Source organism: Clostridium sp. AF50-3 (genome assembly GCF_003477445.1).
In the GTDB taxonomy this organism is placed as follows: domain Bacteria; phylum Bacillota; class Clostridia; order Lachnospirales; family Lachnospiraceae; genus Otoolea; species Otoolea fessa.
In genome coordinates this window covers 21549-35154 of record NZ_QUDH01000009.1, presented here as the reverse complement: position 1 = coordinate 35154, position 13606 = coordinate 21549, and the positions used below count along the sequence as shown (strand labels likewise).

At 49.3% G+C, this 13606-nt stretch carries 13 protein-coding genes and 1 pseudogene; 3 read left to right on the top strand and 11 right to left on the bottom strand.

Features of this window, described 5'->3' with window-relative positions; translation table 11 throughout:
* Positions 1 to 124: 124 nt before the first annotated feature.
* The 3 genes and pseudogenes from DW085_RS11050 to DW085_RS11045 form a co-directional block, all read right to left on the bottom strand.
* A complete protein-coding gene (locus DW085_RS11050; RefSeq protein ID WP_284525739.1) occupies positions 125 to 754 on the bottom strand; it encodes a LysR family transcriptional regulator substrate-binding protein in 630 nt (209 codons plus the stop codon).
* A 78-nt stretch (positions 755 to 832) separates the two neighbouring features.
* Positions 833 to 934 (bottom strand): annotated as a pseudogene (locus DW085_RS20190) (LysR family transcriptional regulator); the annotation flags it as partial.
* A gap of 396 nt (positions 935 to 1330) precedes the next feature.
* Positions 1331 to 3292 (bottom strand): aconitate hydratase, encoded by a 1962-nt coding sequence (locus tag DW085_RS11045; protein WP_118492774.1) that lies wholly within the window; start codon positions 3290 to 3292, stop codon positions 1331 to 1333.
* Between the two features lie 411 nt (positions 3293 to 3703).
* Between DW085_RS11045 and DW085_RS11040 the strand changes: the two genes are divergently transcribed.
* On the top strand, positions 3704 to 4588 hold the full coding sequence (locus DW085_RS11040) for a gamma-glutamyl-gamma-aminobutyrate hydrolase family protein (protein ID WP_182430872.1): 885 nt from the start codon (positions 3704 to 3706) through the stop codon (positions 4586 to 4588).
* 321 nt (positions 4589 to 4909) lie between these two features.
* Here the strand turns inward: DW085_RS11040 and DW085_RS20185 are convergent, their stop codons facing one another.
* The 5 genes from DW085_RS20185 to DW085_RS11015 all read right to left on the bottom strand — a co-directional run bounded on the left by DW085_RS20185 (position 4910) and on the right by DW085_RS11015 (position 9316).
* Entirely contained in the window at positions 4910 to 5221 is a 312-nt protein-coding gene (locus DW085_RS20185; RefSeq protein WP_284525738.1) for a hypothetical protein, read from the bottom strand.
* On the bottom strand, positions 5221 to 6594 hold the full coding sequence (locus tag DW085_RS11035; RefSeq protein WP_284525735.1) for a glycosyl hydrolase family 18 protein: 1374 nt from the start codon (positions 6592 to 6594) through the stop codon (positions 5221 to 5223). The genes DW085_RS20185 and DW085_RS11035 overlap by 1 nt, the downstream gene beginning before the upstream one ends.
* A 261-nt stretch (positions 6595 to 6855) precedes the next feature.
* A complete protein-coding gene (locus DW085_RS11030; RefSeq protein WP_022358865.1) occupies positions 6856 to 7110 on the bottom strand; it encodes a hypothetical protein in 255 nt (84 codons plus the stop codon).
* A gap of 93 nt (positions 7111 to 7203) precedes the next feature.
* Positions 7204 to 7821 carry a hypothetical protein gene (locus DW085_RS11025; RefSeq protein WP_147353951.1) on the bottom strand — a complete coding sequence of 206 codons (618 nt, stop codon included), beginning with the start codon at positions 7819 to 7821 and terminating at the stop codon, positions 7204 to 7206.
* Positions 7822 to 8053: 232 nt separating this feature from the next.
* Positions 8054 to 9316, bottom strand: coding sequence for a serine/threonine-protein kinase (locus DW085_RS11015; RefSeq protein ID WP_118492766.1), 1263 nt, complete (start codon positions 9314 to 9316; stop codon positions 8054 to 8056).
* 323 nt (positions 9317 to 9639) lie between these two features.
* Between DW085_RS11015 and DW085_RS11010 the strand changes: the two genes are divergently transcribed.
* Both DW085_RS11010 and DW085_RS11005 read left to right on the top strand, forming a co-directional pair.
* Positions 9640 to 10389 (top strand): adaptor protein MecA, encoded by a 750-nt coding sequence (locus DW085_RS11010; RefSeq protein ID WP_107001812.1) that lies wholly within the window; start codon positions 9640 to 9642, stop codon positions 10387 to 10389.
* A 139-nt stretch (positions 10390 to 10528) separates the two neighbouring features.
* On the top strand, positions 10529 to 10699 hold the full coding sequence (locus tag DW085_RS11005) for a 4Fe-4S binding protein (RefSeq protein WP_107001811.1): 171 nt from the start codon (positions 10529 to 10531) through the stop codon (positions 10697 to 10699).
* An 83-nt stretch (positions 10700 to 10782) separates the two neighbouring features.
* On the opposite strand, the gene DW085_RS11000 is transcribed toward DW085_RS11005, so the two are convergent.
* The 3 genes from DW085_RS11000 to dnaB form a co-directional block, all read right to left on the bottom strand.
* A complete protein-coding gene (locus tag DW085_RS11000) occupies positions 10783 to 11505 on the bottom strand; it encodes a helix-turn-helix domain-containing protein (RefSeq protein WP_118492764.1) in 723 nt (240 codons plus the stop codon).
* Positions 11506 to 11712: 207 nt separating this feature from the next.
* Entirely contained in the window at positions 11713 to 12195 is a 483-nt protein-coding gene (locus tag DW085_RS10995) for a GNAT family N-acetyltransferase (protein ID WP_118492762.1), read from the bottom strand.
* A 78-nt stretch (positions 12196 to 12273) separates the two neighbouring features.
* A complete protein-coding gene (gene dnaB, locus DW085_RS10990) occupies positions 12274 to 13605 on the bottom strand; it encodes a replicative DNA helicase (RefSeq protein WP_118492760.1) in 1332 nt (443 codons plus the stop codon).
* Between the last annotated feature and the right edge of the window lies 1 nt (position 13606).

Genomic DNA, 13606 nt, shown 5'->3' with positions numbered 1-13606 from the left:
TTGTACTTGTTAAATGAATGAAAAAAGCACCCATTTGTGGTAAAATTATTGAACGGATCATTTTTTCGATTTATGGTGCAATTTTTAGGTTAGAGATTGCTTCGTGAATAACTCAGGATGAATTTTATTTTCTATTTTTCCCAGTTTTCGCACCTTCCGCCACATACTCCACAAACTGCGAAAGCGCCGGGGACAGCCGCTTACTCTTCGGATAGAAAAACCAGGTATTCCGTTCCACCGGCGTCCCATCTTTCCAGAAAAGCGGGGTCAGACACAGGTTGTGTTCATTGGCAAAATGTTCTGGAAGAAAACAAAGTGTATAACCAAACCCTCGTTCTATCATCTGCCATGCCACATCAATATAACCAACTGGCATACCATTCCCAACCGGGGTGCTGAAATTTTCATTCCACCAGCGCTCCAGAATCTCTCTTGTCCGATCATTTGTCTTATACTCGATTCGATCTAACCCCGGCAAATCTTCCATCTTAACCGGTTCCTTCGTCACCAGACAGGCAGCGCTTTTACCGACCCGGATGCGCTCCAGCGCCCCCTCATAATCGCCGCGGATAAATCCGACATCCACCGTCCCGTCAAGCAGCTTGCGAAACAGCGCATCGCTCTGATCCGTCACAACCTCAAACTGCACACTCGGATGTTCTTTCCGATACTGGAATAAAAGTTCCGAAAGCATGTATTTACTGTATGTATAGGAAGAACCGATCACGATCGTCTCCTCCGTGCTCTTCTGCATTGCCGCCAGCGTCTCCGTCGTCTCCTTCATAAACACCAGATACCGCTCCGCCTGATCGGCAAGGTAGCGTCCCTCCGGTGTAAACGAAAGCCCCTTCGGCGTCCGGTTGACGATCGTCACGCCAAATTCCTCCTCCATCTGCTTGAGCCGCTTGGTCAAAGACGGCTGCGTCATGTAAAACGAATTGGCAACCTCGTCATATTTGGATTTTTATAAAGTGCCTGTAAGATCTGCCAGTCTGTATCTCTCACGGAACATCCCCCATTTTATCACTTAAATTGATTCTGTCGTTATTTTTCTTTCTCTTCTGCCGCTTTTGGATACGCTGTTTCTTCCTGTGTTATCCTTGTTGAATCCGCATATCCAAAAAGCGCTCCAAACAATGTCTTTTTCTCAATTTCTTTCACAATCTTCACTCTTATTCTACCACAAGATTACTACAAATGTCTTTCTTCCGTCAAGTCGCGCGAAAAAGCGCCTGCACATTTGCACAGGCGCCTTTTTCTAAAATAAATAGGTTGGTGAATAAGTAGTTATTGTATATAAAAATATAATGGAGGCATAATTAATAAATGACTACGCTTCTTTCTCTGCTTCCAGCTGTTTTTTCAGTGTTCTCAGCTGTCCGCCATTTAAGACAACTTCGATTTCTTTATCCGTCAATTCTAATTTAGCCCAGAAGGAGAATCCTTTTGTCTTATCGGTAATCTGTACACGGCGTGCTGCAATCTGCTCCCGCAGGTTATCGATATGAAGTTCATCTGTCTGCTCCAGGCGGTCATAATCAGCTCCATCCTCAAACAACATTGGAATTACGCCATGATTTACCAGGTTTCCCTTATGGATACGGGCAATACTCTTGGCAATGACCGCTTTTACACCCAGATACATGGGATTAATAGCCGCATGCTCACGGGAGGAACCCTGTCCATAGTTTTCACCGCCGATGATAACGCTCTGTCCCATTTCTTTTGCGCGAGCTGCAAATTCCGGATCATATCGATGATAGCAATACTGGGACATCAACGGAATATTGGAACGCATACTGCTGAACTCAGCACTTGCCGGTGTAATATCATCGGTGGATACATTATCACGGGCTTTTAAGCTGATAGGAGCATCCAGTGTCTTCTGCGGCGGCTCCGGAACCGGAAGAAACTTGATGTTCGGTCCGCGGACAATCTCCACCTTCGCAGCTTCCTCCGGAGACAGCGGCGGAAGAATCATCGAATCATCAATATCGTACTGATCCGGCTCGTGAATTGAATCCAGGATCTTCACATTTTCACCCATAATATCTTCTGCCGTTGCGAAGGTCCCCATAATCGCTGTCGCTGCAGCACTCTCCGGGCTTACCAGATAGATCTTGGCAGTCGGATTCCCGGCACGTCCCTTGAAATTACGGTTGGAGGTGCGGACTGCCACACCGTCGGTCGCCGGAGTCTGACCGATTGCGCAGCACGGACCACAGGCAATCTCCAAAAGACGGACACCTGCATCCAGAAGCATCTCCACATATCCATCGCGCATCAGCTGACGGTACACCTGCTTGGAAGAAACCGCACAGGTACAGCTTACATCCTCATTCACATGATGTCCCTTAAATACAAGTGCTGCTTTTGCAATATCGGCATAGCTTGCATTGGTACAGCTTCCGATAAATACCTGCTGTACTCTCTTCTTTTCCGCCTGATGCAGCGGCATAACATTGTCCGGCTGGTGCGGACATGCGATCAACGGCTCTAACTCGCTTAAATTGATATCGATCGTCTCGTCGTACTCGGCGTCCTCATCCGGAAGAAGCTCTGTGTATGCTTCCGGACGTCCCTGTGCAGCCAGAAATCTCTTTACCTGTGCATCTGCCGGGAAAATGGAAGTGGTCGCGCCCATTTCCGCACCCATGTTTGCGATAGTCGCACGTGCCGGAATCTCCATCTCGGCAACTGCCGGTCCCACGTACTCATATACATTTCCCAGACCGCCCTTGATGGTCACGCGGCGAAGCATTTCCAGGATAACTTCCTTCGAGTTGCAGCCCGGTCTTAATTTACCGGTCAGGTTGACACGGACGACTCTCGGCATCGTCAGACGCATCGGAACACCCGTCATCGCCGTTGCTACATCCATGCCACCGACACCGATACACAGCATACCGATCGCGCCGCCATGCGGTGTGTGACTGTCTCCGCCCATCGATACCTTGCCTGGCACACCAAAACGGGATACATGAACGGTATGGCAGATGCCGTTGCCCGGTCTGGACACATACACGCCGAATTTCTTTGCTGCGGACTGCAAATAAATGTGGTCGTCCGGCGTCTTATTATCTACATATAATAAATTGTGATCGAGGTAGCTGACGCTGCACTCCGTGCGGACACGGTCCAGCCCGATCGCCTCGAATGCCAGATAAGTCATAACGGCATTGATATCGTGTGTCAATGTCTGATCCACCTTGATAAAAATTTCTTTGCCCGGCGTCATATCGCCCGATACGAAATGTGACTCAATAATCTTTCTGGTAAGTGATTTCCCCATGTTTTGATTTCCTCCATTTGGTTTGTCATATTCTCTCGGAGTCTTTCCTGCACTCCGCCATCTCTATCAGCCCCGCAGCCTTGACCCGGCTGCCCGTCTGTTTTTTCCGTCCTTATTGTAACGCCTGCCTGCGGGGAAAATCCAATTAAGAAAGAGAATGAAGGTATAACTTTCTGTTATCAGGGCTTTTCCCCGTACTCCTCCCTACTCAATTCTTCGCTTCCATTTACGCCTCCTTATTTTCGCTCATTTTTCGTATATCTACAAAATTATATTATATCTTTTAGGTAGCATTAAAAGTTATTTTATTTTATTTTGTAATTTTATGTATCTTTTTGTATTTTTCTGACTGTTTTATGTTAGAATCCAGCCATGTTTGGGAGGACAATTTGTATTAGGGAGGAAATTCGAATGAGAAAAATTAAAATGATGACCAGTGCAGTGCTTCTTTCTTTATCCCTGGCTTTTTCTTTAACAGCTTGTGGAACAAAGTCTGAACCGGCAGCCGATACAACAGCGGCTGAAGCCGAAGTAACCGAGACAGAAGTCGAAGCAGAGACTGCCGAAGAAGCGGCGAATGACGAAGAAGAGAAAGTCAAAGTCGGCGTTTCATGGAATGCAGACGAAATCGACGAAGATGCACAGTTATATATAGATGCCGTTACCAAAGCTGGCGGCGAAGCAATTTATCTTTCTCAGATCAAAACCGAGGATGACGCGAAAAATGCTCTGGCAGAAATCGATGCTCTGGTTATGACCGGCGGCGAAGATATTGATCCGAGCTACTACGGCGAAGAGCCAAACGAAAAATTAGAGACTGTAAACGAAGTTAGAGATACTTCTGATTCTCTTTTAATCAAGGCAGCTCTCGATGAGGATATCCCGATGCTCTGCACCTGCCGTGGCATGCAGTTCTTAAACGTATTAAGCGGCGGTACCTTATATCAGGATCTTCCGACTCAGAATCCGTCCGATATCGAACATCGCGATCCGGACCGTAAGGTATTCGCAAAACATGAGATTACCGTAGACAAAGATAACATCGTTGCTGCCGCATTTGGCGGAGAAGGCACCTACACTGTAAACTCCTGGCATCATCAGGCAGTCGATCAGTTAGGTGACAACCTGAAAGTCGTTGCTACTGCTCCAGATGGAATCATCGAAGCAATCGTCAGAGAAGATAAAGACTACGTGATGGGCTTACAGTTCCATCCGGAAGCTATGATCGCTGAAGGTGATGACAGTTTCCTTGCTTTCTACACCAACCTGATCGATCAGGCAAAAGAGGCAGAATAATCACATTTCTCCCAGACAAAACAATATTTTTGATGTTTTAATAACCTCCAGGCGGATGAATCAATCTTTCCGCCCGGAGGTTTTTTGTCCAAGACGCTCTTTTTTATAAAGAAGAATGTGCCTTGGCACATTCTCGCGCCGAGCGCGGTCGCTTGCGACAAACTACATCTTCGCGCGAGTGCGCATCATTGGCACGTTAGTGCCTTTTTGTGTAATAGGGGATTCCAAGGAATTTCCTATTACATAAAAAAGCAGAAGCCCCACGCTCCCGCATGAGACTTCCGCCCTACTTTGAATCTTTGAATCGTAATTAAATTGCCTCTACTCCCAGCTAATCACATCCCAGACGTCGCTGGTTTCCAGCCCCAGCCGCCATCCGGCTACGCCTGCCAGGTCGTATTTCTTGATTAAATCCATCTTGAGTCCCAGGGACTTTGTCTCCTCCATCCAGAGCTGCTGTTCGCCGTTCTGGCTGTCCAGCCTGCCGTAATACTGACCAGCCGAATCATCCCAGGTCAGATCCATGCCGCTCTCCGACACCCATTTTGTCGCCTCGGAGATTCCCATCGCACGGGAGGACGCATTGTCGCCGCTTCCCGTCCAGAGCCTTGTGTAGAACGGGACTGCGTTGATTACCTTTCCTTCGGAACCAGGGAAAGCATATCTTTGATGCCGTTTTCGACATATCCGATCGAAGAAACAGAACCGGCTTCGCCGCCTGCATAGTGCTCATCATAACCCATGATAATCACATAATCTGCGACGTTGCCCTGCTCTTTCTGGTTGTAGAAACGGTTATATACCGCCGGAACATAGTTATCGACCGACAGCACCAGCCCTTTCTTACGGCAGGAAACCGACAGCTCGCGGATAAACTCAATGTAATGGACACCCGCCGCCGTCTTCAAACTCTCAAAATCCAGATTGATACCGTCAAATCCATAACGGTCCGCCTCTGTCATCATATTTTCAATCAGTTTTTCGCGCACAGACGTCCTGGAAAGAAGCACCTCCGCCTGCACGTTCTTGCTGCATTCGCGGCTGAAATTGTCGAGTACCGCCCAGACCTGCAGACCTTTTTCATGCGCCCGATCCACATAGGACTTATCTGCCAGAGATTCATACGCGCCGCTGTTGCTGCTAAGCGTAAACCACGTCGGCGCGATGACATTGACACCTTTCGTCTTTGCAATCAAAGAATCCATCGCCTGGTTTGCCGCCGCGATCGTTACCTGATGCCAGACCATCACAATCTTCTGATCCAGTGAAATATTCTGGTAGACCGGAGCAGTAAAATCACTCTTTAACGTCTCCTCATGCAGATTTTTCATCTTCCACTTGTGCATATATCCGATATGACCGTCCGGTGTCATGACTCTCGCCCAGTTGTCATACTGTTCCAGCACCGTCACTGTCCCGCCGCGCTTTATCTCAGTCACAATCGGGCTTTTCAAGCCGCCTCTTAAGCGGATCTTGGCGCTCCACGCCGCATCTGCCACCGTGACCGGATCCCAGTTATTTTCCACGAAAACCCGCTTCTGTGCCTCACCATCATACGCCTGCAGACGCACATCGGTGTATTTCTGAATCAGAGCCAGTGAAAGATAAACTGCATCGCCATCCCGGTAAAGGATCTTTTTTCCGTCCTCATCCACTGTCGTCTCGTCGCTTTTCACGATCTCCTCCGGCAGGGCGTACACCAGTATTTCCTCATTGGCATCCCAGTAAAAACGTTCATTTAAGTTCGCATCTACCCACGTAGCCGGCAGATACGTCTGCCCGTCCACGTAGACACCGCTCTCCTCCTGACGTTCATAGTTCAGATACAGCGCCACCCGGTCGCTGCCGCCCGCCGCGTACAGAGCATCCAAATCCGCCCTCTCCCGGCTTGGCATATATTTGACCGCTGCAATCACACCAACGGCTGCCACGATTAAAAACAGCACAAACCCGAAAATCCGTCCCAGACAGCCCGAACGTGCTTTCCTTGATCTTCCTCTTTCCATGTTTTCCTCCGGTGTATGTTAAGGTAATACCATAAGCACTAAGCTCAAAAATACCTCGCTAAGTGCCCTTATTATATCACACCAGCTCCATGGAATGTTGACTTTTTTCTTAACTCCTCTTTCATTTTCCCTGTAATAGGTTACTGTTTACGCATACGTACCCAGTAACTGTAATAGCACCATCTAAACAGTTCTCACCATTTTCTCCGAAAGAAAAATCCGGCGGACTGTCCAGATACGGACAAAACGGCACCTCTCTTATCACCGGTTGTAAACCCGGTCAAAATGTATCTCTGTCAGCACTCCTGTCTCCGCTCCGACGTAATCAGCCATATAAAACGAGCCGTCCTCCCGGAACTCACACAGCTTCCTGTACTCTTCTGGTCTGCACTCCCTCCCATCAATTAAAATCTGGATTCCTTTACTCTTATATCGCTGTAATCCCTCGACAAATATTCTCTGCTGTTCCCTACGCCTCCTCTCCGCTTCTTCTTTTTTACTTTTTCTTACTACCATTCCACACCTTCTCCATTCCGCGAAAACAGACCATTCTGCCTTTTCTGACCTTTCGGAGATAATCGGTAATTTATAACCCCTGGTCTGCCTCGCTTATCGTAGGAATTTTCCAAAAAAAGTCATGGACTCTCCCGTAACCATCAACGCGTTCTTCTGCAGTGGGATTTGCCGGATCCGGATATCCAGATATTGCTCTGCCATTTTTACAGCTTCCTCTTCTCCAAATGAGACGAAATACTCACACCATTTTTTCCATTTTTGCTTTTCTGCTGTCAATGCCGCAAAATCTGCCAGCTGCCATCCGCTGACCGAACCGACCAGAAAACAGCGGCTGCATCGAAAAAATGCATCCTGATTCTTCTGTGTCAAGGCTCCGAAGTCGATCACCATCGCCTCCATCCCCCTTTCCGAACAATCGTACCATTCTGCACGTTCAGCCTTTTGATAGAAAAAAATCCCCCTAATTTCAAACGGCTGTCCTGCCCCGTCTATAACCGGTTTTTCCCTTCTTTTTCCCGTCCGGAATATCTTTTCAAGCTGTGCAAATGAGCCGCTCTCGCTTTGTTCCAGAACCGCCGTTCGCCGGCACAGCACCCCGGACAGATATGCTGCCGTCATGAGTGAAAAATGAGTCACCCCAACCGATGGTCCGCTCCCGGCTATCCCGATACATTCCAGGCGTTCTGTCCCGGCCTGCTTTGTGTCTGGCACTGGTTTTTGCCTGAATTTTCGCCCCACTTTTGAGCTTTCGCCCCGTTTTCCGATTTTAATCTGTATTTCCTCCTATTTCCACTGCCACGGGAATCCACCCATAAAGCGCTCCCACCTTCGCCGGATGTTCCGCCAGAGTCCCCCTTCTTTTGCTGCCTGCCTGGTCCCCCGTCCTTTTTTGAGAGCTTCCTCCCGGAAAATCCTTTCAAAAAATTCTGTCTCCTCCGCTGCCTCATTTTCCTGCCCCCCGCCTTCCGCCTGCATCGAACGGCGGGGTTAAAAACGGAAGCCGCAGATACCTAAGATGCCGGACCTCCTCCGGAAGATAATCCCGCCCGCATTTTCTGTGATTTAATAAAATCTGGAGTCCCTCTTCTGCTCCCAGAAACCGGATCGCCCGCAGAGAATCTTCTTTCTCCCACGGCTGCAATCCACAGACGAAAAGAATCAAATCATACTCCCCATCCAGAACCGTCTGGAGCCTGGTTCCGCAGTCATCTAAAATCACTTCAAACACCGGCTGTTCCAGCTGCACCACATCGCTGTATCTGGGTTTCAACGCCAGACCGTCCATGTAATAAATTCCATGTTCATCCGGCACCATCCCATACCAGGATGCCAGCCTGCGGACTGCCCCCGTGTCATTCTGCTCCCTGTAAAGGCAGGAAACTCCTTTCTGCCGCAGATATCGGACCGCGCCAAGTGCGGTATGTGTAACCCCGATTCCGCTCCGGCTGCCTGCTACGGCAATCCTGAGAAGTGGTATATGACGTTCTGCAAATATGCGCGCCTCCAGTTTTTCCAATGCCTCTAACACTTCCCGGACACTCTGGCAGCGCTCTTTTTTCTCTATTCTGAGACATCGCCCCATAAGAATGTACAGATCTCCCCGACAGCTTCCCTGTCCTGCTTTTATCTCCCCCTCTGGGGCATGCCCTGTCCCCATATAGTACAGGAGGGCGCCAATGGCATAGATGTCGGTCCTCTCATCCAGAGTCCCTCCCTCGTACTGTTCGGGGGCTGCAAAGCCTTTTGTTCCATAGCAAACAGATCGTTCCTGGCTCAAAGACGCCAGTGCCGCCTGATCAAAATCAATCAATTTTAATTGTTCCCGGCAGATTAGAAGATTCCCGGGGTGGAGATCTAAATATAAGATTGGATTTGGTTTGAATGAATGCAGATAATTCATGATCCGGCAAAGCTCAATTCCCAGACGGATAAGCTCTCCCGTTTGCAGACTGCCCGTTCTCTCAATTCGGGCATACAACGACTCACCGCACAGATATTCCTCGATGAGATAATAATAATTTTCGTCAATTTCCAGATCGTAGATGATCGGGATTCCCGGATGGCGCAGCCGCTTCAAAAGCGCTGCTTCCTGAATGAAACCGCTCTCTGTCCGCCTGACACGCTTAATCGCTCTCTCTTCATCAAGCCCCAGATGCCTGGCTAAAAAAACAGTTCCGCTCCGACCGCGTCCGATCACACGTTCCAGCTGGTATTTTCCAAATAGAACGGCTGTTTCCGTACCGCGCCTCCTTTCGGTCTATACCACCTCTCAAGATTCATTGTATACGATCCCCTCGGTTCCCGCAACCGTTTTTAGAAAGATTTTATGCTTTTTTTTCATATTCAAATTGCCAAGTGATTATATTATATAGTATGATGAATACCAAGGTTCCAAAGTCCAAAACATGAGTAAGCAGCCTTTTTCCGCAGAAAAATGAGCGGCTTACGAATGTCTTGCAAAATTGCGGAAGTGCGAAGCACGAAGCATTCGGTATCTTAACCACCCAAAAGACAAGGAAGTGAAAATCCATGAAAATAGAACGCATCAACGAAAACCAGATCCGCTGCACCCTGACAAGCAGCGATCTGAGCGCCCGCAACTTAAATCTGGGCGAACTCGCCTATGGCACGGAAAAGGCGAAAAAACTGTTCCATGAAATGATCCAGAAGGCATCGAATGAAGTCGGCTTCGAGGCGGACGATATTCCTCTGATGGTGGAAGCAATTCCGCTCTCCAGTGAGAGCATCATGCTGATCATTACCAAGATCGAGGACCCGGAAGAGCTGGACACCCGCTTTTCACGCTTTTCCCCGGGAAACGAGGACGAGCCTCTGACAGCACTTGCCAACGAGCTTTTAGAGGGCGCGGACGGGCTTTTAAGCCTATTTACTGACAATGGCAAAAATACCGCCGCAAGCCCGCTGACCGGTTCGGACGCGCCTTCCACTGAAAATGCAGAGCCAGGTTCCAAACTGCCGGCAGCGCGTATTTTTACTTTCGGCTCCCTCGATGAGGTCTGCCGGGCAGCGCGCATCGCAGCTCCAGTCTGCGAAACACCGAACACGCTTTATAAACACCCGTCCGATGGTCGTTACTACCTTGTTGTCCGCCAGACAGCCGACAGCACCGACGCATTCAACCGCCTGTGCAATCTCCTGTCCGAGTACAGCGAACCATTAAAGACTGCCGCTGCCCCGAATGCATTTGAGGCATACTATGAGGAGCATTATGAGACGATCGTCCGGGAGCACGCGCTCTCAACGCTCTCGACCCTGTAGGAATACTGACTTCCAGAAAAATCGGTTTTTTCCATTGCTTTTATTTTAGAACATGAAAACCATCAATTTCTCCTTGAATATTTCGCATTTTTAGTATAGAATATAGCCAAACGCATAAATATAAAAGGAGGATTTTATCATGGCATTTGTAATTACTGATTCTTGTGTAAGTTGTGGTTCCTGTGCTGGCGAATGTCCAGTTGGAGCAATCTCTCAGGGAGATGGCAAATACGATATCGACGCTAACAGCTGCATCGACTGCGGTACATGTGCAGGCGTATGTCCGACCGGCGCTATCGAGCAGGGCTAATTAAACACAAACAAAAACGAAATATCTACATAAAAAAGCCTGTCGTTTCCGACAGGTTTTTTTATGCCCTTTTGCAGAACTTATCACATCTTATTCCCATTCCGTCCAAATTTCTTTTTCTTTACACGGGACCGGAAAAATGGAAACCGCCCTGGCGCAGCCGCTGCTGCTTCCGCTCGCCCCTGGTTTTCCCGCTGATACGCGCGGATGACCTCGTCGAGGCGCTTGAAGCGCTCTTCCTCCCGCTCATCAGAGACCCGCATCAGGTATTCCAGCTCCTTCATCAATTTATCATGCACCAGATAGCTGACGTCCTGGCTCAGTTTTTCACTGTTTTCCTCGATCGCGCGCCCGATGACCTGGTTCATGATCTCCTGAAACTGGCGCATTTTCTCCCCCGCCAGAGGCTGGGAAACCTCTGCCTGCGGCAGTTCTGTTTCCTTGTTTTCTACCTCTGTATTTTTTTTCATTTCCATATTTTCCTGCCTGCTCATGTTACGCTCTCCTGTTCCCGTTTCCCGGAAAACCGCCTGTGCCTGCGCTTCCAAAAGCGCTTCCGGTTCTGTTTTCTGATTTTCTTCCACTTTTCCGAGGATTCCCCGTATGGCTTTCAACTGGTACCCCTGTTCCTTCAACTGCTTGATCTGACGGAACAGCTGGATATGAAACTCCGTATAGTACCGATGCCCCAGTTCATTTCTCGGAATCGGAATCCCCAGCTCGTCCTCCCAGTACCGGAGCACGTGAGCCTCCACCTGCACCTGTCTGGAAGCATCCGAAATCAGGTAATGCTTGTTCTTATTCATTCTGCTTGTCCTCCCCGGTACCTTACTACTACTATATGCGGGGTTCAAACTAAATATGAATAGCATTTACATAAAAAACAAGTTCCGGAACTCCTTCTCCATCGATCGGAACGATTACCATATCGTAGCTAAATGCCATCTCGCTGACGGTAGAAGGCGAATGAATGACATAAATAAAAAGAGGGGATTAAATTTCCCCTCTCCATTCTACAGCTTCTTCTCAAAGCACCAGTAATCATGCCCCTGCAGCACATACTCACCGACCTTCTCAAAGACCAGCTTCTCGTACGACCGCAGCGCTTTCACATTGTCCTTCGCCACCAGCATATGGGCACTCTTGCAGCCGCGTCTTCTAAGTTCCTCCATCGCGCCTGCCAGAAGCTCGCGTGCGATGCCTCGGTTCTGGTACTTCTCCGCCACACCCAGTCTGGAAATTTCTGCCGACGGCTGCAGCTCCTCCGACCAGCACGGAATCGATTCCACCTCCGGATCATCATCGATCGAAACCAGCCCCGCGATCTCCCCCGACACATCATCCCGGATACAAAAAAGCGAATCCCTAGAAAAATCCGACTGTAGCTCCGGCTCCCCTGGATAGATGTCCGTCCACGCGCAGAACTCGGTTCCAGCTAAGGCGCGGTAAAAATGGCGGACGGTGTCCAGATCCGATTCTTTTATCAATTCAAACATTTCTCATATTCCTTTTTACATAATAATCTTTTATCAATCATATATTTATCCGGTCCCGTCCCTTACACGATTCTATCGTTATTTCGCCAAATTCGCAAACTTCGTCAGCTCCGGTCTCCACATCAGCTGCACCGTTCCAATCGGACCATTACGCTGTTTGGCAATGATTACCTCCGCGATATTCGGCGTATCCGTATCCTTGTTATAATAATCATCACGGTACAAAAACATAACCACATCGGCATCCTGCTCAATCGCACCAGACTCACGCAGATCCGAAAGCATCGGGCGGTGGTCCGGACGTGTCTCGCAGGCACGGGAAAGCTGCGACAGGGAGATAACCGGCGCATTCAGCTCTCGCGCCAGCGCCTTTAGTGAACGGGAAATCTCCGAGATCTCCTGCTGGCGGTTCTCTCCGCTCTTTCCGCTGCCGCTCATCAGCTGTAAATAGTCGATAATGACAAGGCTTAAACCGTACTCCAGCTTCACCTTGCGGCATTTCGAGCGCAGCTCCGAGATCGAGATACCCGGCGTATCATCGATGATCAGCTTGGAACTTCCGATCGTGCCGATGCCTTCCACAACGGCATCCCAGTCGGAATCCGTCAGCGTACCGGTACGCAGCTTCTGGGAATCGACATTCGACTCCATCGACAGCATACGGTTGACCAGCTGTTCCTTCGACATTTCCAGGCTGAATACCATGCACGGAAGCCCTTTTTTGACCGCCACATGCTCGACGACATTCAGAACAAACGCCGTCTTACCCATCGAAGGACGCGCCGCAATCAAAATAAAATCGGACGGCTGGAATCCCGACGTCCGGTAATCCAGATCGATAAATCCGGTCGGAATACCCGTGACGGTGCTGTTGCTCTTCGACGCCGCCTCAATCTTTTCCAGAACATTCAACGCCACCTGGCGGATCGGCACAAACTCTCCGCCTCCGCGGCTCTGGAGCAGGTCAAACACCGATTTCTCCGTGTGCGCCAGAATATCCTCCAGCTTGTCCCTTCCGCCGTAACAGAGATTTTCAATCTCCTCATTCACTTTTATCAAACGGCGCAGGACTGCCTTTTCCCGCACGATATTGGCATACGATTTGACATTGACCGAGGTCGGCACAGATGTCATGATATCTCGGACAAAGTCCAGGCTGCTGACCTCCGGCGGAACATCTTTTTCGCGCAGCCGATTTTGAAGCGTCACCAGATCGACCGGCTTTCCTTCATTGAAAAGCTCGACCATCGACTCAAACATGACGCCGTACTGGTGCTGGTAAAAATCGGCGCCTGTGATAATCTCAGACGCCGCGATAATTGCTTCCCGATCCATAAGCATGGATCCGATGACTGACTGTTCCGCCTCTACACTGTGCGGGAGAACCCGCTTTATCAGGGCTTCCTCCATG

What these genes read in the sequence shown, in the direction of transcription:
- DW085_RS10995 (WP_118492762.1), bottom strand. Translation starts at nt 12,195, where the DNA reads ATGTTTGAATTGATAAAAGAATCGGATCTGGACACCGTCCGCCATTTT.
- DW085_RS11030 (WP_022358865.1), bottom strand. Translation starts at nt 7,110, where the DNA reads ATGGTAGTAAGAAAAAGTAAAAAAGAAGAAGCGGAGAGGAGGCGTAGG.
- dnaB (WP_118492760.1), bottom strand. Translation starts at nt 13,605, where the DNA reads ATGGAGGAAGCCCTGATAAAGCGGGTTCTCCCGCACAGTGTAGAGGCG.
- DW085_RS11000 (WP_118492764.1), bottom strand. Translation starts at nt 11,505, where the DNA reads ATGAATAAGAACAAGCATTACCTGATTTCGGATGCTTCCAGACAGGTG.
- DW085_RS11005 (WP_107001811.1), top strand. Translation starts at nt 10,529, where the DNA reads ATGGCATTTGTAATTACTGATTCTTGTGTAAGTTGTGGTTCCTGTGCT.
- DW085_RS11035 (WP_284525735.1), bottom strand. Translation starts at nt 6,594, where the DNA reads ATGGAAAGAGGAAGATCAAGGAAAGCACGTTCGGGCTGTCTGGGACGG.
- DW085_RS11040 (WP_182430872.1), top strand. Translation starts at nt 3,704, where the DNA reads ATGAGAAAAATTAAAATGATGACCAGTGCAGTGCTTCTTTCTTTATCC.
- DW085_RS11010 (WP_107001812.1), top strand. Translation starts at nt 9,640, where the DNA reads ATGAAAATAGAACGCATCAACGAAAACCAGATCCGCTGCACCCTGACA.
- DW085_RS11045 (WP_118492774.1), bottom strand. Translation starts at nt 3,292, where the DNA reads ATGGGGAAATCACTTACCAGAAAGATTATTGAGTCACATTTCGTATCG.
- DW085_RS11050 (WP_284525739.1), bottom strand. Translation starts at nt 754, where the DNA reads ATGCAGAAGAGCACGGAGGAGACGATCGTGATCGGTTCTTCCTATACA.